The organism is Vreelandella hamiltonii, from assembly GCF_014651795.1.
Classification (GTDB): domain Bacteria; phylum Pseudomonadota; class Gammaproteobacteria; order Pseudomonadales; family Halomonadaceae; genus Vreelandella; species Vreelandella hamiltonii.
Map to the genome: position 1 here is coordinate 68440 of NZ_BMXO01000018.1, position 21375 is coordinate 89814.

Consider the following 21375-nt stretch of genomic DNA (forward strand, 5'->3'; position numbering starts at 1 on the left):
GCTGACTTTATTAGGGGAGAAACCAGCATGACACTTGCCGATATTGCCCGGCTGGCCGGGGTCTCGCGCACCACGGCAAGCTATGTAATCAACGGCCAGGCCGAACAGCGGCGAATCAGTGCCGCCACCATCGAAAAAGTCATGGCGGTGGTGCGCGAGTATCGCTACCACATCGACCCACAGGCCGCTGCCCTGCGCCGTGGCGCAAGCCGTTTGATTGGCTTGATCGTTCCAGACCTCGAAAACATCAGCTACGCCCGGCTGGCCAAGCGGCTGGAGCGGGGTGCTCGTGAGCGGGGCTATCAGCTTTTGCTGGTCAGCTCCGATGATTGTGCCGAGAGCGAGCGAGCGCTGGCGCTGGCGCTACGTGCCCAGCGCTGTGAAGTGCTGATCACGGCCAGTTGCCTGCCGGAAAACGACCCCTTTTATGCCGACCTGGCGGAAGAGGGCTGGAGCGTGGTGGGCGTGGACCGAGGGCTGGCGCCGCATCGCTTTGCCAGTGTGGTCAGCAATGACCAGCAGGCGGCGTATGCGTTGACCCGCTCGGTCATCAGCCCCGCCACGCGCACGGTGGCGTGGCTGGATGCCATGCCAGAGCTGTCGGTGAGCCGAGAGCGGCGGGCCGGGTTTCAGCAGGCGCTGGCCGGGGAGAATATCCAGGCGTTGACGTTCAGCGGCGAGCGCTACGAACGCGATGTCGGGGTCGCGCTGGCGCGCCAGGCGTTCGAGAACGGCCCGGTGGATGCGCTGGTCACCGGGTCCTATGCGCTGATGGAAGGTGTCTTCGACGAGCTGCTGGCCAGAGGCGGGCTGTCCGCGTCGCTGCGGCTGGCCACGTTTGGCGATCACCGCTTATTGGATTTCCTGCCTCAGCCGGTCAATTCGGCACTGCAGGATTACGACCGCATTGCCGAGCTGACGCTGCAATGTGCACTGGATGCCATGAACGGGCGTTACCAGCCTGGCCAGCAGGTGGTCGAGCGCCACCTGCGTTCCCGCTAAATATTCTGATGTGAAGCGAATGCCCGGGCGGCGCTCACACCGAGCGCGCCTGGGTCCAGGCGTTGGCATCGGGAATGGCCATCTCGTAGTGCTCCCCCAGGTAAGGGGAGGAGAGTAGAAAATCGGCGCTGGCGGCGTTGCAGGCCACCGGCACGTTCCACAGGGCGGCCAGGCGCAGCAGGGCCTTGACGTCCGGGTCGTGGGGTTGGGGAGCGAAGGGGTCCCAGAAGAAGATCAGAATATCGAGCTGCTGCTCGGCAATTCGGGCACCAATTTGCTGGTCGCCGCCCAGCGGTCCGCTCATCAGCCCCTCCACTTGCAGACCTAGGGCGGCGGAGAGGCGGCTCGACGTCGTGCCGGTGCCCACCAGGGTGTGCTGGCTGAGTGTATCCTTCCAGCGCTCCGCCCACGCCAGCATCTCCGTTTTCTTGCCATCGTGGGCAATCAGCGCGATGCGCTTGCGCGCGGGCAGCGTACGTACGGCTTGGCGGGGTGGGCGGGCATCGGTCATGTCGGGCTCTCCAGAGCAAGGATTAGTCGGCGTCAACGGCCAGCACTTTCATCGTGTTGGTGCCGCCATGGGCGTTCATGTGGTCGCCTCGGGTAAGAATGACATGCTCGCCCGGGCGTGCCAATCCGTGGGTCTTGAGCAGTTTGATGGCTTCTGCATTGACCTGGTCTGCCGCCATCTGGCTGGTATCGAACGGCAGCGAGACCACGCCGCGATAGAGCGCCATGCGGCGCTGGGCAATCGGGCTATGGGCCAGGCCGACGATCGGCAAGCCAGAGCGGATGCGTGACGCAATCAACGGGGTGTAGCCGGTGGAGGTCATGCAGGCGATGGCGCGCACGCCCGTCAGGTGGTTGGCGGCGTACATGGCCGACAGGGCGATGGTTTCATCGATGCGCTCGAAGCCCTCGTGAATTCGGTGCCCGGACGCCTGGGCCAGTCGCTCCCGTTCGGCGCCCAGGCAGACGCGGTTCATGGCTTCGATGGTTTCGACCGGGTAGTCGCCTGCGGCGGTCTCCGCCGACAGCATCACCGCATCGGTGGCATCCAGCACGGCATTGGCCACGTCGAATACCTCGGCGCGGGTGGGCAGCGGCGACTCGATCATCGACTCCATCATTTGGGTGGCGGTGATCACGGCGCGATTCAGCGTGCGGGCGTGCTTGATGATGCGTTTTTGGGTGCCGATCAGCGCTTCATCGCCAATTTCCACGCCCAGGTCCCCTCGGGCAACCATGACCGCCTCGGAGGCCACGATGATGGCGTCCAGAGTTGCGTCGTCCGCCACGGCTTCGGCACGCTCCAGCTTGGCCACCAGGCCGATCTCCTTGCCTGCTTCTCCCAGCAGGGTGCGGGCTTCCTGCATGTCGGCCGCGCTGCGGGGAAACGACACGGCCAGGTAATCGACGCCAATCTCGATGGCGGTCTGCAGGTCCTGCTTGTCCTTGTCGGTCAGCGCCGGGGCGGAAAGGCCGCCACCCTGCTTGTTGATGCCCTTGTTGTTGGAAAGCTTGCCACCCACGTGTACCCGGGTGTGCACTTCCTGCCCGCTAATCGAGGTGACGTCCAGCACCACGCGGCCGTCGTCGAGTAGCAGCCTGTCGCCCGGGCGCACGTCCTCGATCAGCGCCTTGTAGTCGCAGCCAACTCGCTCGGTGGTGCCTTGCTGGGCATCCAGCGTCATGTCGAGCACGAAGGGCTGGCCGACCTCCAGCTGCACGGACCCTTCGATAAAGCGCGAGATGCGAATCTTGGGCCCTTGCAGGTCGCCCAGCGCTGCCACGCTGCGGCCCAGGCGTTGGGCAATCTCGCGCACGTCGTTGAGCCGACGACGATGGTCATCTGCCGAGCCGTGGGAGAAGTTGAGGCGCACTACGTCCACGCCCGCCTTGAGCATGGCCTCCAGCACGCCGGGGCGGTCACTGGCCGGGCCTAGCGTGGCCACGATTTTGGTACGACGAAGCGGCGAAGAGGGCGCTGGGGTGGTCATGGGGCAGACTCCTGAATAGGTAGGGGCAACGCTCGAAAAAGGCAGCTGCGGTGCGTTGCCGCGCAGGCCGATGAATCGGTCATTAAGTATTGGACTACGATAGCCTTTATATAGTAATTTTACTACATATTGGATAGTTATTAGCCTTTTGGGGCGGTTATGGCAGGTTTTAATCGGCCTTCAGGTGATTAAAGACGTATTTTTAGTAATTTTTTTACTGAATACGCCATCGACGACCACTGCTTGATAGAGGTGCTACCATGACAATAAAAGTTGCCATTAACGGATTTGGACGGATCGGCCGCAACGTGCTGCGCGCACTGTATGAAAATGGCTACCGTGACCGCGTTCAGGTGGTTGCCATCAACGACCTGGGTGACCCTTCATTGAATTCCCACCTGCTGCGCCATGACACGGTGCACGGCCACTTTCCCTTCACGGTAGAGCACGACGCCGAGAGCATCACGGTGGACGGTGACCGAATCGCCATTTCCTCCGAGCGCGACCCGGCCAATCTGCCCTGGTCAGCCCTGAACGTGGACCTGGTGATGGAGTGTACTGGCCTGTTCACCAAGCGTGACGCGGCGGCCAAACACCTTGCCGCCGGTGCCCAGCGAGTGCTGATCTCGGCGCCCAGCCCGGATGCCGATGCCACCGTGGTCTACGGCGTCAACGACGATGTGCTCACCGCCGAGCACAAGGTCGTCTCCAACGCCTCCTGCACCACCAACTGCCTGGCCCCCGTGGCGAAAGCGTTGAACGATGCCGTGGGCATCGAGAACGGTCTGATGACCACCGTGCACGCGTACACCAACGACCAGAACCTGTCGGACGTCTATCACTCGGACCCGTACCGGGCACGCAGTGCCACGCACTCGATGATTCCCACCAAGACCGGTGCGGCTCAGGCGGTTGGCCTGGTGCTGCCGGAGCTGGCGGGCAAATTTGATGGCCTGGCCGTGCGAGTGCCCGTGATCAACGTGTCACTGGTCGACCTGACATTCACCGCCGGGCGTGACACGACCAAGGAAGAGATCAACGCCATCGTCGAGAAAGCCGCTGCAGGCTCTGCAGTGCTGGATGTCAATGCTCAGCCGCTGGTGTCGATTGACTTCAACCACAACGCCCACTCGTCGATTTTCGATGCCAATCACACCCGTGTGAACGGTCGGCTGGTGAAGATCATGGCCTGGTACGACAACGAGTGGGGCTTCTCCAACCGTATGCTGGATACCGCCATCGCCATGCAGAAAACCGCCTGATCAGGCGTTTCAAGGGCAGGTGTCGCCCAGCAGCAGCTCGGTCTTGAGCAGCTGCTGGGCCTTGGGGATGCGACCCAGAATCATCTTGGCCGCCGTACGCCCTTTGCCAGCACTGTCCTGGCGCACCGTGGTCAGTCGCGGTGCCCGGTACTGCCCTTCGGCAATCCCGTCGAACCCGGTAATGCGCAGCGTGTCGGGCACGCCGATACCGCGTTGCTCGGCCATTGTCAGCGCTGTCAGCGCGATGCGATCAGACATGCACAGCAGCAGGTCGGGGCGTTGGCTGGCGGGCTGATCGAGTATCTCGGTGAGTACCGGGGCGCACACATCGAAGACATTTTCCTCGATATTCCATAACGGAATCTTTTCGGTATCGAAGCCATGTTCGGCAAGCGCTGCGTGAAAGCCTGCCAGCCGCGCGCGGCTGATGGTGCTGCTGTCGGGCAGCAGCGTATGCGCAGCGGTCACCCGTCCATTGCAGTGCTCTTTGGTCAGCCGCAAATTGATGATGGCAGGGCGTTCGGGCCGTTGCTGCAGGGCGTGCATGGCCATGGCGTAGCTGGCGTCACGGTCGTCGATATGCACCGTCGGGCAGCCGTCGATGTCGAAATCCACTGAAACCAGCGGCCGCTGGGTGGGCAACTCATCGATCATCTTGCCATTGGGCATCAGCCCGTAGACGATGAAGCCATCGGCAATGTTGGCGGAATTGGGTAGCTGTGACGCGTGTCCGCGCCCCGGCAGCAGCAGCAGGGTATGCCCGTGGGCATCGAGCACCTCTGCCACGCCGGAAAGAAACTCGCTGGCCACGGCATCGTTGAGGCTGTAGGTCAGGCTCTCGGCCAGGATCACCGCCACGATGCTGGAGCGTCCGGTGCGCAGGCTGCGTGCCTTGGCATCGGGGCCGTTGTAACCCAGCCGCTTGGCTTCGCGCAGGATGCGTTCGCGCAGCAAAGGGGAGAGCTGGTCCGGGCGATTGAAGGCATTGGAGATCGTCGCGGTGGAAACGCCAAGCTCCAGCGCCAGGTCTTTTAGGGTCATTCGACGGGAAACGGTCACGGTGCTTCCTGAGCAGGTTAAGTAGGACGCAGGCTAATTATTCGAGTGTTGCACAGGATAGCGGCCCTGAGGGGGCCAAGACTACCCTTCATTGAAGGGCGCTTGGGTCAGGGCCGAAGGGGGCGATCTGGGGTTCAGGCCGCCGAACGTCTGGCCGACAGCGTCAGTGCGCTGCCGCTTTCGTCGAACAGGTGTACATGCGCCTGGTCGGGCACCAGCGACACTTGCTGACCCTCCTGCCATTGGCTGGGGGCCTCGCTGCGATGGATCAGCAGCGTACTGCCTTCCTTGGGCTCCAGGTAGACATACACCTCGTTACCCAGATACTCGACATTGACGATGTCGAAGCAGTTGTCGCCTTGCGGGGCTTCCAGGCGCAGGTGCTCGGGGCGTACTCCCAGGGTCAGGCCCGTGCCGGGCGAGTAGCTTTCTGCCGATTGTGGCAGCGCCAGTTCGCCAATGCCCGTGGCCTTGACTCGGCAGCCGTCGGTGGAGCCGCTGGTCAACTGGGCCGGCAGGAAGTTCATGGTGGGCGAGCCAATGAAGCCTGCCACGAATTTGGTGGCCGGGCGCTGGTAGAGCTCGTGGGGGCTGCCTACTTGCTCCACATGGCCGCGGTTGAGGACCACGATCTTGTCGGCCAGGGTCATGGCTTCCACCTGATCGTGGGTGACGTAGATCATGGTGGAGCCCAGCCGGTTGTGCAGGCGAGCGATTTCGTTGCGCATCTGCACCCGCAGCGAGGCATCCAGGTTGGAGAGCGGCTCGTCGAACAGCAGTATGCGCGGTTCACGGGCCATGGCGCGGCCCATGGCCACCCGCTGGCGCTGGCCTCCCGAAAGCGCCTTGGGCTTGCGGTGCAGCAGCTCTTCGAGCTGAAGGATTTTGGCGGTGGTCATGACCCGCTCGTGTACCGTCTCCTTGGCAGTCTTGGCCAGCTTCAGGCCAAACGCCATGTTGTCGTAGACGGTCATGTGGGGGTAAAGGGCGTAGGACTGAAACACCATGCCCACCCCGCGCTCCCGTGGGGGCAGGTCGTTGACCACCGTACCGCCAATGTTCAGGTCGCCGTCGGTGATCGACTCGAGCCCGGCGATCAGGCGCAGCAGGGTGGACTTGCCACAGCCGGAGGGGCCAACGAACACGACGAATTCACCGTCACCAATCGCCAGATCCACATCCTTGATGATGTGGTCACGTCCAAAGACCTTGTTGACCTTTTCAAGCGTAACACTTGCCATGGTAACTCCTTGCCGACCTCGACCCGCGATCGGGTCGGCTATCATTATTAAAGGTAACGGTGGCGGTCAGGCAACCTGCATGAAGGCAGCCTGGTACGCCGGTAGCGTCAGCGCGCTGCCGTCCCGGGTGGCGGTGAAGTTGGCCACGGCCAGGTCACTGGTCACTTCGACGGGCAGCGAAGCGTGCTGGGTCTGGTCGGTCAGGTTGAAGACACACAGCAGCGTTTCGTCGCCTTTTTGCCGGGTAAAGCCCAGCAGGTCGTCGCCAACGTCCACGAGGTTCAGGTCACCATCGAACAGCGCGGGGTGCTGGCGCCGGAAGGCCAGCAGGGCGCGTACGCTATTGAGCGTGGCGTTGGGGTCATCCTGCTGGCGGCTCACCGATAAGGCCAAATGGCGGGGCTCCATGGGCAGCCACGGCTCGACTGCCGAGAAGCCGCCCTGTTCGCCATCGCTCCAGGGCATCGGCGTGCGGCAGCCGTCGCGGCCCTTGAACTCGGGCCACAGCACTTTGCCATAGGGGTCTTGAATGCGCTCGAAGGGCACGTCGGCTTCCGGCAGGCCCAGCTCTTCACCCTGGTAAAGGCACACGCTGCCGCGTAGCGAAAACAGCATGGCCAGCATGACTTTGGGGTAGGCATGCGGGTCTTCTTCGGAGCCCCAGCGGGTGGCGCTGCGCACTACGTCGTGGTTGGAGGTGGCCCAGCAGGGCCAGGCGTCTCCCGCCAAACGCTGGAAGCGCTCGATGACTTCGCGCAGGTAGCGCGCCGAATGGGGCATGTTGAGCAGGTCGAAGGTGTAAGCCATGTGCAGCTTGTCACCCCCGGCGGTGTACTCGGCCATGCGTTCCAGCGGATTGTCGTCGCCGATTTCGCCCACCGTCGTGGTGCCGGGGTACTCATCCATCAGCGCGCGCAGGTCCTGCAGGAAGCCAAGGTTCTCCGGGCGGCTGAGGTCGTAGACATGGCGCTGCCAGGTGTAGGGGTTGGCTTCCGGGGCGCCCAGGGTTTTGGCTTCTCCTTTGGGCACCGGCGGGTTGTCCCGCAGCTCGGCATCGTGGAAGTAGAAGTTGACCGTGTCCAGACGGAACCCATCGACGCCCAGATCGAGCCAGAAGCGCATGTTGTCCAGCTGCGCCTGACGCGCTTCCGGATTGTGGAAATTGACGTCCGGCTGACTGGTCAGGAAGTTGTGCAGGTAGTACTGCTGGCGGCGGGAGTCGAAGGTCCAGGCCGGGCCGCCAAAAATCGACAGCCAGTTGTTGGGTGGCGTGCCATCGGGCTTGGGGTCCGCCCAGACGAACCAGTCCGCCTTGGGGTTGGTGCGATCCTGACGGCTCTCCTTGAACCAGGGGTGCTGGTCCGAGGTGTGGCTGATCACCTGATCGATCATCACCTTCAAGCCCAGCGAGTGGGCCTTGGCCAGCAGCGCCTTGAAGTCGTCCAGGGTGCCGAACATCGGGTCCACGTCGCGGTAGTCGCTGACATCGTAGCCAAAGTCGAGCATCGGCGAGGTAAAGAAGGGCGAGAGCCAGATGCCGTCCACGTTGAGCGATGCCACGTAGTCCAGCTTCTCGGTGATGCCGTTCAGGTCACCAACGCCGTCGCCACGGCTGTCCAGAAAGCTGCGCGGGTAGATTTGATAAATAACGCCGCCGCGCCACCACATCGTATTGTCTTGCATACCATCGTTCCTTAAAAACGGTTGCTGAGAGTCATCAGCGAATTCATTGAGAGCGTCTATCGGGTCAGCCTTTCACCGCGCCAGCCGTCAGGCCAGACACAATGCGGCGCTGGAAGATGATCACCAAAATCACTAGCGGCACGGTCACCACGACGGACGCGGCCATGATCGGCCCCCAGGGCAATTCATAAGCACTGCCGCCCGAGAGCAGGGCGATGGCCACCGGCACCGTGCGCTGGGCATCGGTGAGCGTGAAGGTCAGCGCGAACAGGAACTCGTTCCAGGCGGCAATGAAGGCCAGCAGTCCGGTGGTGGCCATGGCGGGCCACATCAACGGTAAAAACACTTTGGTGATGGTGACCCAAGGGGTGGCACCATCCATGATCGCGGCCTCTTCCAGCTCCATGGGCAGCTGCTTCATGAACGTGGTCAGTACCCAGACGGTGAACGGCAGGGTGAAGATGGTGTAGCTGAGAATCAGGCCCGCCGGGTTGTTGTAAAGGTTCAGCGCGCGAATGACCTCGAATAGCCCCGACAACACCGCCACCTGGGGGAACATGGATACCCCGAGGATCACCAGCAGCACCGTGGAGCGACCGCGAAAACGTACCCGCCCAAGCGCATAGGACGCGGTAATGCCCAGCAGCAGCGCAATGAACACCACGCTGAACGCGACGATGATCGAGTTGAAGATGGCGCGCAGGAAGCTGGTCTGGCTGAAGATTTGAACGTAGTTGTTCAGGTTCCAGTTGGAGGGCCACAGTTCCACGCGAAACAGGTCGCTGGAGGGTTTGAGCGAGGTGATCACCGCGTAGTAGAACGGGAAGACCGCGTACACCATGATGAGCGCAATCAGCGCCCAGAAGCCGACGCGTTTGGCTATTTTGGCTAGCTGACGAGTGGTCATCAGTCACCTCCCAGTTGGATCTTGTTGCGGCCCAGATAGAGGTAGGCAATGGTGGCCAGCGCAATGATCAGGAACAGCAGCGTGGAGGCCGCGCTGCCGTAACCGACATCCTGAAACTCGACCAGCTGCTGGCGGGCGTAGACCGACATCGACATCGTGCTGGTGGAGTTGGAGGTCAGTACGTAAATCACGTCGAATACGCGCAGCGCATCCAGCAGGCGGAAGATCACCGCCACCATCAGCGCGGGTGTGATCAGTGGCAGCGTGACCTTGAAGAACACGCGTACCGGATGAATGCCGTCCACTTCGGCGGCTTCGTAGCAATCCTTGGGCAGCATCTGCAGCGCGGCCAGTACCAGCAGCGCGACAAAGGGAATGGTTTTCCACACGTCCACCATGATGACCGCCCACATGGAGTAGGTGGCGCTGGCGGTCCAGGCAATCGGGTTGTCGATGATGCCGACGGCCATCAGCATATGATTGATGATGCCGAACTGGTCGTTGAGCATCCATGCCCACATCTGGGCAGAGACGATGGTCGGGATGGCCCAGGGGATCAGTACCGCGGCCCGAACGATCACCCGGCCCTTGAATTCGGCATTCAGAATCAGCGCCACGATGACACCGAAGATGACTTCCAGTGAGACGGACACCACCGAGAAGTAGACCGTGTTCCAGACCGAGCGCCACCAGATGGGGTCGGCCAGTACGCCAAACCAGCGACCATCGTCATACACCAGATAGTTTTCGAAACCGATCAGGTTGGCCGCGCCCAGGTCCGATAGCGATGCGTCGGTAAAGCTCAGAAAGAACGTCCGCAGCAGCGGCCAGCCAGCCACCAGAGTCAGGGCGATCAGCATGGGGGCCAGGAACAGCCAGGCCGCCTTGACCCGTTGGCGGCGCACCTTGGTGCCGCGCTGGCGCCTTGGGGGCGCTATGGAACGCGCCCCGGAGGGCGCGTCGTGGTGAGAAGTGCTCGGCATGGGAGTCTCCGCAATTACCAGTTACGACGCTTCAGGCGCAGCAGTTCGCCTTCCAGGTCGGCAACTCCCTGGGCGCCATCCTTGTTGCCGGAAAGTACGTCATGGGTGGTGCTGAAAAAGGCGTTGCTGACCCGGCCATAGGCATCGCCGGTAGGTGCAGACGGACGCGCGACGGCATTGGTGAACGTGTCGTAGAGCGTGCCGAAGAAGGGCACCGCTTCCAGTACTTCCTGGTCCTGGTAGAGCGCATCGATGGTGGGGTTGTAGGACGCCTGAATGGCGCGACGTTTCTGCTCTTCCTCGCCCGTCAGGTAAGCCACCAGGTCGGCCGCCAGTTCGGGATTGTCGCTATAGTGAGAAACCGCCAGGTTCCAGCCGCCCAGGCCCGCAGCGCTTTGCCCGTCATCACCACCGGCCGGCAGCTGGACCACGCCCACCTTGCCGCGTACGTCGCTGTCATCGCTTTGGGCCAGCGCCCAGGCGTAAGGCCAGTTGCGCATGAACACCGCGTTGCCGCCCTGGAAGACCCCGCGGGCTTCCTCTTCGGTGTAGTTCAACACGCCTTCCGGGGCGATATCGCCTACCCAGGAAGCCGCCAGGTCAAGGGCCTGTGCGGCGCGCTCGTTGTTGATGGTCACTTCGCCGTCGTTATCGACCACGGTACCGCCGCCAAAGCTGGCGACCCATTCCAAGGCGTTGACGGTCAGCCCTTCATAGGCGCGCCCTTGGAATACGAAGCCCTGCATGCGGCTGTTGCCTTCGTCACGTTCGGCCGCTTGAATCTCGCGGGCCGTCTCGGTGAGTGCCTGCCAGGTGGTCGGAACGTCATGACCGTGCTTTTCCAGCAGGTCTTCCCGGTAGTACAGCACGCCCGCATCGGTAAACCAGGGCATGGCGACCAGACGATCATCGATGGTGTTGTTGACCACGATCGTCTCGAAATGGCCCGCGGCTGCGTCGTCACCCAATACCTCGCGAAGATCGAGCAGGTGATTGGCCAACAGGCCGGGCCACACCACGTCGATTTGCATGACGTCGATATCGCTGGAGTTGGCCGAGAGAATCTGCTGGTAAAGCGACAAACGCTCGGTAGAGGAGTTGGGTGTGGAGACCACGTCGACTTGGTGGCCAGTTTTTTCTTCCCAGGCCCGAACGCCCTCCTGGCAGAGGGTCAGCTCTGCACCCACGGCTCCACAGGAGATGGTCAGGTCGGCGGCCTGAGCGGCACCGCTGATGCTGGCAAGGCTGGCTAAGGTAATCGCAGACGAAAGAAGAGTCTTTTTCATAACGGCGTTCCTCGACGTTTATTGTTATGGGAGTGAAGTGACAAAGCGCTGACGGCGCCAACTTAAACGATTAAGTTGAGTGCCAGTTAGCCGTCTGTCGGCATGAAGTTCAATAGCGACTTTTGTCTAACGTGGCGGATAGTGTTTTTGCCAAGTGAAATAGGCAGTTAGACATTGGTCGATAATTAGTAAAAGCTTGTTGGTTTACTAACACTTAATCGATTAAGTTTTAGTGGCTGTCGCTCTTCGGCTCAAAACAGAAGTTGCTTTGCAACATTCAAGGGAAGGCGGTGCCTGGAGCCAGCGTCACGATCAGAACAATAGCGGTTTAAAAACAATAGGATTTAAAACAATGCACAAGACAGCATTCAAGACGCCGCTGGCCATTGCGGTGGCAGCCGCAAGCCTGGGCATGAGCGGTTTGGCCAGCGCCAACCTGTCCCTCGAAGAGCGTTTTGCCGAGCTTGAGGCACGCATCGCGGCGGCCGAGCAGCGTGCAGACGCTGCCGAGCGTCGTGCCGAGCTGGCGGAGCAGGGTGCAACGCCACCCCCATCCAGCGCCCCGGCGGCCGCCACTACCGATGCCGACATCGAAGAGCGCTTGGCGCGAGTAGAGCGACAGGCCAGCGGTGATGAAGGCTTTTCGTTCAACGTCTACGCCCGCTCTGGCCTGCTGCTGGGTGAAGATCGCAAGAGCATCGATGGCGGCCCCTATGTGACTCCAGCCGGTAACCTGGGCGGTGCCGTGGGTCGTCTGGGCAACGAGCCCGATACCTACACCGAAGCCATTCTCAACTACCGCATGCAGTTCGATAACGGCGCCCGCGCCCGTTACACCACCATGCTGGCCGCTGGCACCAACTCCAGCAACGATTGGGTTGGCGACGATACCAACCTCAACGTCCGTCAGGCCTATGCCGAGTTCAGCGACCTGCCCAGCTTCACCGGGGCCTTCGAAAATGCCTCCATCTGGGCGGGTAAGCGCTTCGACCGGGATAACTTCGATATCCACTGGCTGGACAGCGACGTCGTGTTCCTGGCTGGTACCGGTGGCGGTATCTACGATATTCAACTGGCCGATAACTGGAAGTCCAACTTCTCGCTGTATGGCCGTAGCTTCAGTGACTTTGACGTCATCAACCGCGAAAACCCCGGCCTGGACGGTGAAGGCAGCAACACCGACAACCTGATTCTGACCTCCAACAACTACTTCGGTAACTGGCAGGTCATGGCGAACGTGATGTCGGCCGCCGATAACGACGAGCGCGACATCGGCGTAGGCCAGACCGCCGCCGACAGCGGCTGGCATACCATGGTGGCGTACCACGGCGACAGCTTCTTTGGCCTGGGCGAGGGTAACTTCAAGGCGGCGTTGCTGCACGGCCAAGGGCTGGGTGCGGAAGTGAAAGGGCTGGGGAGCAATGGCGACCTGACCGACGACGCCACGGCGACCCGCCTGGCGGTCTACGGAACCACTTACATTGCCCCGCAGTGGCGCATTGCACCCTCGATTCTGGCAGAGGTCAGCGACGACCGGTTTGCCGATGGCGACAGCTACTCCTGGGCCACGCTGAACGTGCGCCTGGCCAACGAAATTACCCAGAACTTCGAGATGCAGTACGAGGGTAGCTACCAGTACATGGACCTGGACCCCAACGGTTTCAGCGATCGCAATGCCGTCAGCGGCAATTTCGGCAAACTGACCATTGCGCCCACTTTCAAGCCCGATGTCGGTGGCTTCTGGAAGCGTCCTGAAATTCGCCTGTTCGCCTCCTATACTGATTGGGATGCCGAGCTGAACGGCTATACCCTGGAAGACTCGTTCGGCAACGATGGCTTTACCGGTGGCCAGTGGAGCTTTGGCGTGCAGAGCGAAATCTGGTTCTGACCCATCGCACCATGCCTGGCAGGTTTCCTTGCCTGTTTCACCAATGCCGATTGCCCGCGCTCCGTCGCGGGCTTTTTGCTCGTCAGATTCGACCCAGGGAGGCACCGATGCTGCTGCTCAAGGAAAAACTGAAGGCGCCGCCGCTACCTCCCTGTACGGTGGCGCGCCCGCGTTTGAACGACCACTTCGCGTTGAACGAGCAGGTGCGCCTGCTGGTGGTTCAAGCGCCACCGGGCTATGGCAAGACCACGCTGCTGGCCGAGCGGCTGCCCGCCCTGGAGCAGCAGGCAAGCTGGCTGCGACTGGACGATCAGGACAATCAGACGCACCGCTTTCTGACCTACTGGCAGGCGGCCATGGACACACTGTTGGCCCCTCTGGTCACGCTGACGCCGGGGGATGACAGCGAATGCATTACCCACATGGAGCGCTGGTTGACGGAGTTACCCGAACAGCACGCTCCTTGCCGACTGGTCGTGGATGGCTTCGAGCATCTTGCCAACCCCGAGATTCTTGCCGCGCTGGCCCACTGGCTGCGCCATCAGCCGCCCTGGCTCACCTTGACGCTGGCCAGCCGGTCACGCCCGGCACTGGGGCTTGCCAGCCTGCGCCTGCGCGGTGAGCTGGAAGAGATCGACCTGCACCGCCTGGCATTCGACAGTGAAGAGGCGCATACCCTGTGTGCCGAACAGCTGAGCTTTCCGCCTACCCGGGTGAGCCTGGAGCGCGCGCTACGCTTGAGCGGTGGGTGGCCCATGGCGCTCAACTGGCTGGTCGAGCGCACCACTACCCGGGCGGGATTCGATGCCTTGCTGGAACGGCTGAGCGGCGCGCATCCCGATTTCGTCGCCTGGTTCGACGAACTGCTGGCCACTACCTTGCCGAGTGAGGAGCGTGAACTGCTGCTTCAACTGGGAGTGCTGGAGCGGTTCTCTCCCGAACTGATGGCGCGGCTATTGGAAGGGGAGCGGTTGACGCAGCGGCTGGAGGCCTTCGAGCAGGCCGGGCTATTCATCGAGCGGCCCGATCCGCATGCCCAGTGGTATCGCTTTCATCGCCTGTTTGGCGACTACCTGCATCACCGCCGCCATGAGCTGAGCCTGGCCACCCAGCGCACGCTGCATCAGCGGGCCAGTCAGGCCTGGCTGGCGCTCGATGACCCGGTCATGGCGCTGCGCCAGGCCATTCTGGCCGACGCGCCGGACCTGATCAGCCCATTGCTCATCGCGCAAGGGCCGGCATTGCTCTCCCAAGGCGCCTACGCACTGCTGGCCAGAGGGTTGGAGCGGCTGGGCGAGCCGCAGCTCGGCCAGTGTCCCGAGCTGGCGCTGCTTTATGGCTGGGTGTCTCATGCCCAGTTCCAGTTCGATATCACGGCCCGCGTGATTGGCTGGATCGAAGCTCAGCTGTACCTGCCGGAGTGGCAAGCGCTGGGCGCCGAATTTGCCACCTTGCGTGCCCAGCTGGCGATCAATCAGGGGAACGCCGAGCGCGCCGCGCCGCTGGCCGAGCAGGCGCTGGGGGTTCCGGCGCGTTACCTGGCATCGACGCCCCTGACGGCCACCGCGATCCTCAGTGAAGCGCGTTTCGTTCAGGGGCACCTGGAGGAGTCGCTGCTGAACGTGCGTGAAGTAGCGCGCCAGGCCCATCACCACGATGATCACCAGCGCCTGATATGGGCCTTTTGCCACCAGTCGGAAACGCTGGTGGCCCAAGGGCGTTTGCAGGCTGCCTACGATATTCAGGAGCGCGCCTTCGTGCATCTCGAGCGCGCAGAGCTCGAGCATCTGCCGGTGGCCGAGTTTCTCTATCGTATCCGCAGTCAGCTGCTCTGGGAGTGGCATCGGCTGGACGAAGCCGAGCAGGCGGCGCTCAAGGGCATTGCCGTGCTGGACAGCCAGGGTGAGCGCTGGACTCTGCAGTGCCATATTCAGCTGGCCAAGATTGCCCAGAGTCGTGGCGATCAGGCCCAGTGTGCCGACCATATTCGGCGACTGCGCAAAATTCTTGCAGAAGGCGATTACCATATCGACTGGGTCGCCAACGCCCACGCGACGCTGCTTAGCTGGTGGCAGTCGAGCCAGGACCTGGAGGCAGTGGAGCGCTGGCGCCAGGAAGCGCCGCCGCCCATCACCGATAGGGCCACCAACCATTTCGCCCAGTGCAACGTGCGCAACCACGCCCGGGCGCTCACGCTGCTGGGCCAGTGCGAGGAAGCCCGCACGCTGCTGGAGGCCCTCGAAGCGCACGCTCGGCAGTCAGGGTTGGTGACCGACGCCAACCGTAACCAGCTTTGCCTGGCCGCAGCCGCCTGGCATGCAGGAAGAAAAGAGCACGCTCGCGAGCATATGCAGCAGGCTATGAGCCTGGCGTCGCGCACCGGCCTGGTGGGCAGCTTTTTGCGGTTGGGCAAACCGTTGGGGGAGCTGCTGGCTGGCCTGCTCGAAAGCGACTCGTTGGGGGCCCTGGAAAAAGCGAGGGCCGAGCGGTTGATGGCGCTGGCAGGGCGTCAAAAGGATTTTGGCAGCGCCCGGCGTTTGATCCTCGACGAGACGGTGATTGCCGATATCGTGGCTCGCCCGGATGTGCCGGAACTGATCCGCACCTCACCGCTGACTCGCCGTGAGTGGCAGATCCTCGGGTTGATTCATGCGGGGCTATCCAACGAGCAGATTGCCGAGCAGCTCTCGGTGGCCCAGACCACCATCAAGACCCATATCCGCAGCCTTTACCAGAAGCAGAACATTCGTCGCCGGGAGGAGGCCATACACCTGGCGGGGCAGCTACTGGCCCATATTCACGGGGATTGACCCATTGGGGAGGCTGCCCAGCGCCCTCGGTTCGTCTCCTCCTTACGACTACGCCCGGTACTCCCTGCGGGGGAGGATTCGATCCCGCCGCGCAGCCTGCATCATGCCCTTATCGCTGATAACAACCATAAGGATTCGCCATGATGCAGACACCTTCCACTTCACACTACGTTGGCAGCCAGGGGGCCGACTGGTGGCGCGGCGCGGTGATTTATCAAATCTACCCGCGCAGCTTCATGGATAGTCGCGGCGACGGCATTGGCGACCTGCGGGGGGTGATCGAGAAGCTCGACTACATTGCCTCACTGAATGTCGACGCCATTTGGCTTTCGCCCTTTTTTACGTCGCCCATGAAGGATTTTGGTTACGACATCAGCAACTACCGCGATGTCGATCCAATGTTCGGCAGTCTGGAAGACTTCGACCGGCTGGTCGAGGCGGCCCATGCCCGCGGGCTGAAAGTCACCATCGATCAGGTCATGTCGCACACCTCCGACCAGCACGTCTGGTTCGAGGAGAGTCGCCAAAGCCGCGATAACCCGAAAGCCGACTGGTACGTATGGGCCGACCCCAAACCCGACGGCGCGCCGCCGACCAACTGGCAATCCGTGTTTGGCGGCAGCGCCTGGCAGTGGGATACCCGACGCTGTCAGTATTACCTGCACAACTTTCTGGCCAGCCAGCCAGACCTCAATTTCCGCACCCCTGCCGTGGTCGAGGCCATTCTCGAAGAAGCGCGGTTCTGGCTGGAGCGTGGGGTCGATGGCTTTCGCCTCGATGCGGTCAATTTCTGTACCCACGGCGAGTTGAAGGATAATCCGCCGCGTCAGGAGATCACCGAAAGCTTTCTGGGTGTGCGCCCCGATAACCCCTATGGCTATCAGCTCCACCAGTACGACAAGACCCAGCCGGAAAACCTGGTATTTCTGGAGCGGCTTCGGGCGCTGCTCGATGAGTACCCCGGCGCCACCAGCGTCGGTGAAGTGGGGGATGACGACGCCCTCGGCGTCATGGCGGCCTACTCCCAGGGGGGGCAGCGGCTGCACATGTGCTACTCGTTCAACCTGCTGACCGACAAGGCCGACCCGACGTACCTGCACGAAACGCTGACCGAGATGGAAGCGCGGATTGGCGATGGCTGGCCCTGCTGGGCGCTGGGCAACCATGACGTCACGCGGCTGGCGACTCGCTGGCAGGCCCAGGGGCAGCTCGATAAGCTGCGTCTGTACATGGTGTTCTTGCTCAGCCAGCGGGGCAGCGTGTGCCTCTATCAAGGCGAGGAGTTGGGGCTGCCCGAAGCGCAGCTGACCTTCGAGCAGCTGGTGGACCCGGCAGGCATTACCTTCTGGCCTGCCTATAAAGGCCGTGATGGCTGCCGTACGCCGCATCCCTGGCAGGCAGATAGCCGCCATGCTGGCTTCAGTCTTGCCACGCCCTGGCTGCCGGTGCCCGAGGCCCATGCAGCGCTGGCAGTCGATCAGCAAGAGCAGAATGCCGATTCGCTGCTCAACGCTTACCGGGAGTTCCTGGCGTTTCGCCGCACCCAGCTCGCGCTGGTCAAGGGGGAGGTACGCTACCACCCGGTGCGTGACGAGGTGCTCTGCCTGGAGCGCACCTATCAGCAAACCCGCCTGTTGGTGGCGCTGAACTTCAGCGATCAGACCATTACCCGCTCGGCGCCCGAGCATGCTGAAGCACTGGAAGGCGCCCCCCATTGGCTCAAGGGCGAGTGGCAGGCAGGTACGCTGACGCTGCCGCCGTTTGGCGTGGCAATTGCCCGCTGCCCACAGGCTCAGGAGGATGCATCATGGGACGTTTGACCCTTGGCGGCATCGGCAAATCGTTTGACGGCGTCGAAATCTCCCGGGATATCGACCTCACCATCGAAGACGGCGAGTTCGTGGTGTTCGTGGGCCCCTCCGGCTGTGGTAAATCCACGCTGCTGCGCATGATTGCGGGTCTGGAGGACATCACCACCGGGGACATGCAGCTGGATGGCCAGCGGATCAACGAGATTCCACCCCAGGAGCGGGACATCGGCATGGTGTTCCAGTCCTACGCCCTCTACCCGCACATGAGCGTGGCCGAGAACATGGCGTTCGGGCTCAAGCTGGCGCGTACCGACAAGGCCGAGATTCGCTGTCGGGTGCAGCACGCCGCAGAAATGCTGCACCTCACCGAGCTTCTGGAGCGCAAGCCCAAGGATCTCTCTGGCGGCCAGCGCCAGCGGGTGGCCATTGGTCGTACGCTGGTGAAAGAGCCGGCGGTGTTTCTGTTCGACGAGCCGCTGTCGAACCTCGATGCTGCGCTGCGCGTGGACATGCGTATCCAGATTGCGGGGCTGCACAAGCGCTTGAACGCCACCATGATTTACGTCACCCACGATCAGGTCGAGGCGATGACCCTGGCCGACCGTATCGTGCTGCTTTCAAAAGGGCGTATCGCCCAGGTAGGCGCACCGCTGTCGCTGTACCACTTTCCCAACACGCTGGAAGTGGCGGAGTTCATCGGCTCCCCGCGCATCAATACCCTGCCGGTGACGGTGGTCGACCCCGGCCAGCACCGCACGCTGGTACGCCTGCACACCGGCGACAGCCTGGCGGTGGCCGTGAACGGGCAGCAGCTCAAGGCGGGTGATCAGGCCACATTAGGGCTGCGCGCCGAAGATTTCGTCGCCCCAGAACAGGCGGATGCAACCCTGGACGCCACGCTCATGGTGGCCGAAAAGCTGGGCTACGAGACCCTGGCCCATTGGCAAGTGGCGGGGCTGGAAACCCCCTTGACCCAACGCCTGGACGGACTGGCACGGCTGGCAGAAGGGCAGGCGTCTCGGCTGGGCATCAACGGCAAGCGCTGCCATTTGTTCGATGCCCAAGGGGATGCCTGCCCTCGCCAAGTGACGGTGGACGGGGTGAGCCAATAACGTTTTTTAGATTTTTTTCAAAAAGAGTGCATCCAATCGGTCTCCTCGTGTGTATCCCCTATACAGCCACGGCAAAAGTGGCTGATACACAACCCAAGGAGACTGACATGACCATTCAACATCTAACGCGTGCCACCCTCGCTGCGACCCTGATTGCATCCTTCAGTCAAGCGGCGCTGGCCGATGTGCCTGCCGACATCCAAGTGCCGGATGGCCATAGCGTCGCTCTGGAAACGGTGGGCGTAGGCGCGATTACTTACATGTGTGAAGCCAAGGACGACGGTAGCCTGGGTTGGGTTTTCAAGGGCCCCCATGCGGCGCTGAATGACCGCGAAGGCAATCAGGTCGGCAGCTACTACGGCCCGCCCGCTACTTGGGAATCACTGGACGGCTCCAAGCTGACGGCGACGCAGCTGGCCGTATCTCCCAACGGTGACGGCAACATTCCGCTGCAGCTGGTAGAAGCCAACCCGGCTGAAGGTGAAGGTGCCATGAACGGTGTCACTTACATTCAGCGCCTGGACACCCAAGGTGGCGTGGCGCCCGACGTGGCTTGTGGTAGCGATAACGAAGGCGCCACCGCCGTGGTTACCTACCAGGCCGATTACATCTTCTGGACCGCTAACTGATCTCGGCAACGCTTCTATCGTGCGTTGACTGTGGGGGCTCGCATCGAGAGCCCCCAACTATTATCCTCACTGAACTGCGGCGACAGCGACCGGCGCGTTACCAGGGAGTGATGATGTGTCTGATGAAGTTGGGTCAACGGAAGTAACTGAATTCGATCATGTCGATGCGCTCGCTCGCATTGCCCGTGGCGATCAGGCGGCGCTTCACCTGCTGTATCAGCAGGAAGGCGCCAAGTTGCTCGGGGTGGTGTACCGCATCGTCAAGGACCGAGGCATGGCCGAAGACATCGTTCACGATGCCTGCTTGAACATATGGCAGCGTGCCGCCAGCTTCGATCCGCAAAAGGGGGCTGCCCGCACCTGGGTATTCAGTATCGCTCGCCACCTCGCACTCAATGCCATTCGTGGGCGTGAGCGCCATGTCTATACCGACCTGAACGACCCCCATGAGTTTGCCGACGACGATACCTTTCAGCACGCTTTCCAGGTCGAGGAAGCGTTCGATTGGCAAACCGGCGAGCGCATGGACGAGTGCTTGCAGCAGTTGGAAGCCGAGCGTCGCAACTGCGTTCTGCACGCCTATGTAGATGGGCTCAGCCACGCCGAGATTGCGGCACACACCAGCACCCCGCTGGGGACGGTAAAAGCCTGGATCAAGCGTAGCCTGCTGCGTTTACGGGAGTGTATGGCATGACACGTGCTCATGAATCCGATGATCTGCATGCCCTGGCAGGGGAATACGTGCTGGGCACGCTGCCGATAGCCGAGCGTGAAGCGTTCGAGGCGCGTCTCGCCAACGAGCCTGCGCTGCAAAAGGCGGTCGCCGCCTGGGAAGAGCGATTTTTCCCCTATACCGCCATCGTCGACCCCGTTACGCCCTCCGATTACCTATGGCCGCGCATCGAGCGGAGCATGAAAGCATCTGCGGTACGGCCTACTGCACCAGTAGTGATACCCGCGCGCGCGCCGGTTGCACCGCGCCGCCGATTGATGCACAGCTTGCCGTTCTGGCGGGCCGCTACCGGGGCGGGCCTGGCGGCAGCGTTGGCGATGGGCGTCATGCTGAGCAACGTCACCACACAGCCCGCCGTACCCGAGTACATGGTGGTGCTACTGGCACCACAGACGCAGTCGGCAGGCTGGGTCGTGCAAGCGGCCAACCGCCAGGAGATTCAGCTGATCCCGCTGGGCACCTTCGAAGTGCCGGAGGGCAAAGCGCTGGAGTTCTGGACCAAGGCCGATGACTGGCAGGCACCCGTTTCGCTGGGTCTGGTAGAGCCGGGCCAGCCGCTGCGCCTGCGCCTGGACCAGCTCCCACCGCTGGAAGACAACCAGCTCTTCGAGCTGACCCTGGAAGAAGAGACCGGCTCGCCCACTGGCTTGCCCACCGGCCCCATCGAGTTCATTGGCCGCGCGGTGGAGATCTGAGTCTGCCTTCAGCCTATGCGCGGCGTTAGCCGAGCGCGTCTGTCAAAAGAAGGTCAAGCCGACCTGAAACAGCCGCTCGACGTCGCGGATACGCCGTTTGTCGATCACGAACAGAATCAGGTGATCACCGCTCTCCACGCGCACGTCGCCGTGGGCAATCATCACCTCTTTGCCGCGCACCACGGCACCGATGGTGGTGCCTTCGGGAAGCTCGATCTCATCGATGGTGCGGCCCACCACCTTGGAAGACTGCTTGTCGCCGTGGGCAATCGCC

General features: G+C 62.2%; 18 protein-coding genes. 9 read left to right on the top strand and 9 right to left on the bottom strand.

Annotated elements, in window-relative coordinates:
• The first annotated feature begins 27 nt into the window (after positions 1 to 27).
• Entirely contained in the window at positions 28 to 1002 is a 975-nt protein-coding gene (cra, locus tag IE061_RS15885) for a catabolite repressor/activator (protein ID WP_193462030.1), read from the top strand.
• Between the two features lie 34 nt (positions 1003 to 1036).
• Here the strand turns inward: cra and IE061_RS15890 are convergent, their stop codons facing one another.
• Entirely contained in the window at positions 1037 to 1513 is a 477-nt protein-coding gene (locus IE061_RS15890) for a methylglyoxal synthase (protein WP_193462031.1), read from the bottom strand.
• Positions 1514 to 1535: 22 nt separating this feature from the next.
• Positions 1536 to 3002: a pyruvate kinase gene (gene pyk / locus IE061_RS15895; protein ID WP_193462032.1), complete on the bottom strand. Its 1467-nt coding sequence runs from the start codon at positions 3000 to 3002 to the stop codon at positions 1536 to 1538.
• 260 nt (positions 3003 to 3262) lie between these two features.
• On the opposite strand from pyk, the gene gap reads away from it, so the two are divergent.
• Positions 3263 to 4264, top strand: coding sequence for a type I glyceraldehyde-3-phosphate dehydrogenase (gene gap, locus IE061_RS15900; protein WP_096922749.1), 1002 nt, complete (start codon positions 3263 to 3265; stop codon positions 4262 to 4264).
• 9 nt (positions 4265 to 4273) lie between these two features.
• Here the strand turns inward: gap and IE061_RS15905 are convergent, their stop codons facing one another.
• From IE061_RS15905 to IE061_RS15930, 6 genes are all read right to left on the bottom strand, one after another.
• Complete coding sequence (locus IE061_RS15905; protein ID WP_039179520.1) at positions 4274 to 5305, bottom strand: LacI family DNA-binding transcriptional regulator; 1032 nt, start codon at positions 5303 to 5305, stop codon at positions 4274 to 4276.
• 152 nt (positions 5306 to 5457) lie between these two features.
• Positions 5458 to 6564 carry an ABC transporter ATP-binding protein gene (locus IE061_RS15910; RefSeq protein WP_039179523.1) on the bottom strand — a complete coding sequence of 369 codons (1107 nt, stop codon included), beginning with the start codon at positions 6562 to 6564 and terminating at the stop codon, positions 5458 to 5460.
• A 66-nt stretch (positions 6565 to 6630) separates the two neighbouring features.
• Positions 6631 to 8247: an alpha-glucosidase family protein gene (locus tag IE061_RS15915; RefSeq protein ID WP_193462033.1), complete on the bottom strand. Its 1617-nt coding sequence runs from the start codon at positions 8245 to 8247 to the stop codon at positions 6631 to 6633.
• 64 nt (positions 8248 to 8311) lie between these two features.
• Positions 8312 to 9154: a carbohydrate ABC transporter permease gene (locus IE061_RS15920; RefSeq protein WP_016914219.1), complete on the bottom strand. Its 843-nt coding sequence runs from the start codon at positions 9152 to 9154 to the stop codon at positions 8312 to 8314.
• Positions 9154 to 10137: a carbohydrate ABC transporter permease gene (locus tag IE061_RS15925; protein ID WP_096922752.1), complete on the bottom strand. Its 984-nt coding sequence runs from the start codon at positions 10135 to 10137 to the stop codon at positions 9154 to 9156. Before IE061_RS15925 ends, IE061_RS15920 begins: the two co-directional genes overlap by 1 nt.
• Before the next feature lie 14 nt (positions 10138 to 10151).
• Positions 10152 to 11423 (bottom strand): ABC transporter substrate-binding protein, encoded by a 1272-nt coding sequence (locus tag IE061_RS15930; RefSeq protein WP_193462034.1) that lies wholly within the window; start codon positions 11421 to 11423, stop codon positions 10152 to 10154.
• Positions 11424 to 11775: 352 nt separating this feature from the next.
• Between IE061_RS15930 and IE061_RS15935 the strand changes: the two genes are divergently transcribed.
• The 7 genes from IE061_RS15935 to IE061_RS15965 all read left to right on the top strand — a co-directional run bounded on the left by IE061_RS15935 (position 11776) and on the right by IE061_RS15965 (position 21101).
• Positions 11776 to 13311 (top strand): carbohydrate porin, encoded by a 1536-nt coding sequence (locus tag IE061_RS15935; protein WP_144984405.1) that lies wholly within the window; start codon positions 11776 to 11778, stop codon positions 13309 to 13311.
• Positions 13312 to 13418: 107 nt separating this feature from the next.
• Positions 13419 to 16121 carry an HTH-type transcriptional regulator MalT gene (gene malT / locus IE061_RS15940; protein ID WP_193462035.1) on the top strand — a complete coding sequence of 901 codons (2703 nt, stop codon included), beginning with the start codon at positions 13419 to 13421 and terminating at the stop codon, positions 16119 to 16121.
• A gap of 140 nt (positions 16122 to 16261) precedes the next feature.
• On the top strand, positions 16262 to 17941 hold the full coding sequence (locus IE061_RS15945) for an alpha-glucosidase (protein WP_039179542.1): 1680 nt from the start codon (positions 16262 to 16264) through the stop codon (positions 17939 to 17941).
• Entirely contained in the window at positions 17929 to 19044 is a 1116-nt protein-coding gene (gene ugpC / locus IE061_RS15950) for a sn-glycerol-3-phosphate ABC transporter ATP-binding protein UgpC (RefSeq protein ID WP_096922756.1), read from the top strand. Before IE061_RS15945 ends, ugpC begins: the two co-directional genes overlap by 13 nt.
• Positions 19045 to 19151: 107 nt before the next feature.
• The gene (locus IE061_RS15955) at positions 19152 to 19673 is read left to right on the top strand and encodes a DUF3455 domain-containing protein (protein WP_039179550.1); all 522 of its coding nucleotides are present in this window, start codon (positions 19152 to 19154) and stop codon (positions 19671 to 19673) included.
• A 115-nt stretch (positions 19674 to 19788) separates the two neighbouring features.
• The gene (locus tag IE061_RS15960) at positions 19789 to 20367 is read left to right on the top strand and encodes a sigma-70 family RNA polymerase sigma factor (RefSeq protein ID WP_096922757.1); all 579 of its coding nucleotides are present in this window, start codon (positions 19789 to 19791) and stop codon (positions 20365 to 20367) included.
• Complete coding sequence (locus tag IE061_RS15965) at positions 20364 to 21101, top strand: anti-sigma factor (protein WP_096922758.1); 738 nt, start codon at positions 20364 to 20366, stop codon at positions 21099 to 21101. Before IE061_RS15960 ends, IE061_RS15965 begins: the two co-directional genes overlap by 4 nt.
• 42 nt (positions 21102 to 21143) lie before the next feature.
• On the opposite strand, the gene IE061_RS15970 is transcribed toward IE061_RS15965, so the two are convergent.
• Positions 21144 to 21375, bottom strand: a 232-nt coding sequence (locus IE061_RS15970; RefSeq protein WP_308429542.1) for a TrkA C-terminal domain-containing protein, incomplete at its 5' end; no start/stop codon positions are given.

What these genes read in the sequence shown, in the direction of transcription:
- IE061_RS15930 (WP_193462034.1), bottom strand. Translation starts at nt 11,423, where the DNA reads ATGAAAAAGACTCTTCTTTCGTCTGCGATTACCTTAGCCAGCCTTGCC.
- IE061_RS15955 (WP_039179550.1), top strand. Translation starts at nt 19,152, where the DNA reads ATGACCATTCAACATCTAACGCGTGCCACCCTCGCTGCGACCCTGATT.
- ugpC (WP_096922756.1), top strand. Translation starts at nt 17,929, where the DNA reads ATGGGACGTTTGACCCTTGGCGGCATCGGCAAATCGTTTGACGGCGTC.
- gap (WP_096922749.1), top strand. Translation starts at nt 3,263, where the DNA reads ATGACAATAAAAGTTGCCATTAACGGATTTGGACGGATCGGCCGCAAC.
- IE061_RS15965 (WP_096922758.1), top strand. Translation starts at nt 20,364, where the DNA reads ATGACACGTGCTCATGAATCCGATGATCTGCATGCCCTGGCAGGGGAA.
- IE061_RS15925 (WP_096922752.1), bottom strand. Translation starts at nt 10,137, where the DNA reads ATGCCGAGCACTTCTCACCACGACGCGCCCTCCGGGGCGCGTTCCATA.
- malT (WP_193462035.1), top strand. Translation starts at nt 13,419, where the DNA reads ATGCTGCTGCTCAAGGAAAAACTGAAGGCGCCGCCGCTACCTCCCTGT.
- IE061_RS15910 (WP_039179523.1), bottom strand. Translation starts at nt 6,564, where the DNA reads ATGGCAAGTGTTACGCTTGAAAAGGTCAACAAGGTCTTTGGACGTGAC.
- cra (WP_193462030.1), top strand. Translation starts at nt 28, where the DNA reads ATGACACTTGCCGATATTGCCCGGCTGGCCGGGGTCTCGCGCACCACG.
- IE061_RS15920 (WP_016914219.1), bottom strand. Translation starts at nt 9,154, where the DNA reads ATGACCACTCGTCAGCTAGCCAAAATAGCCAAACGCGTCGGCTTCTGG.
- pyk (WP_193462032.1), bottom strand. Translation starts at nt 3,002, where the DNA reads ATGACCACCCCAGCGCCCTCTTCGCCGCTTCGTCGTACCAAAATCGTG.
- IE061_RS15935 (WP_144984405.1), top strand. Translation starts at nt 11,776, where the DNA reads ATGCACAAGACAGCATTCAAGACGCCGCTGGCCATTGCGGTGGCAGCC.
- IE061_RS15915 (WP_193462033.1), bottom strand. Translation starts at nt 8,247, where the DNA reads ATGCAAGACAATACGATGTGGTGGCGCGGCGGCGTTATTTATCAAATC.
- IE061_RS15905 (WP_039179520.1), bottom strand. Translation starts at nt 5,305, where the DNA reads ATGACCCTAAAAGACCTGGCGCTGGAGCTTGGCGTTTCCACCGCGACG.
- IE061_RS15945 (WP_039179542.1), top strand. Translation starts at nt 16,262, where the DNA reads ATGATGCAGACACCTTCCACTTCACACTACGTTGGCAGCCAGGGGGCC.
- IE061_RS15890 (WP_193462031.1), bottom strand. Translation starts at nt 1,513, where the DNA reads ATGACCGATGCCCGCCCACCCCGCCAAGCCGTACGTACGCTGCCCGCG.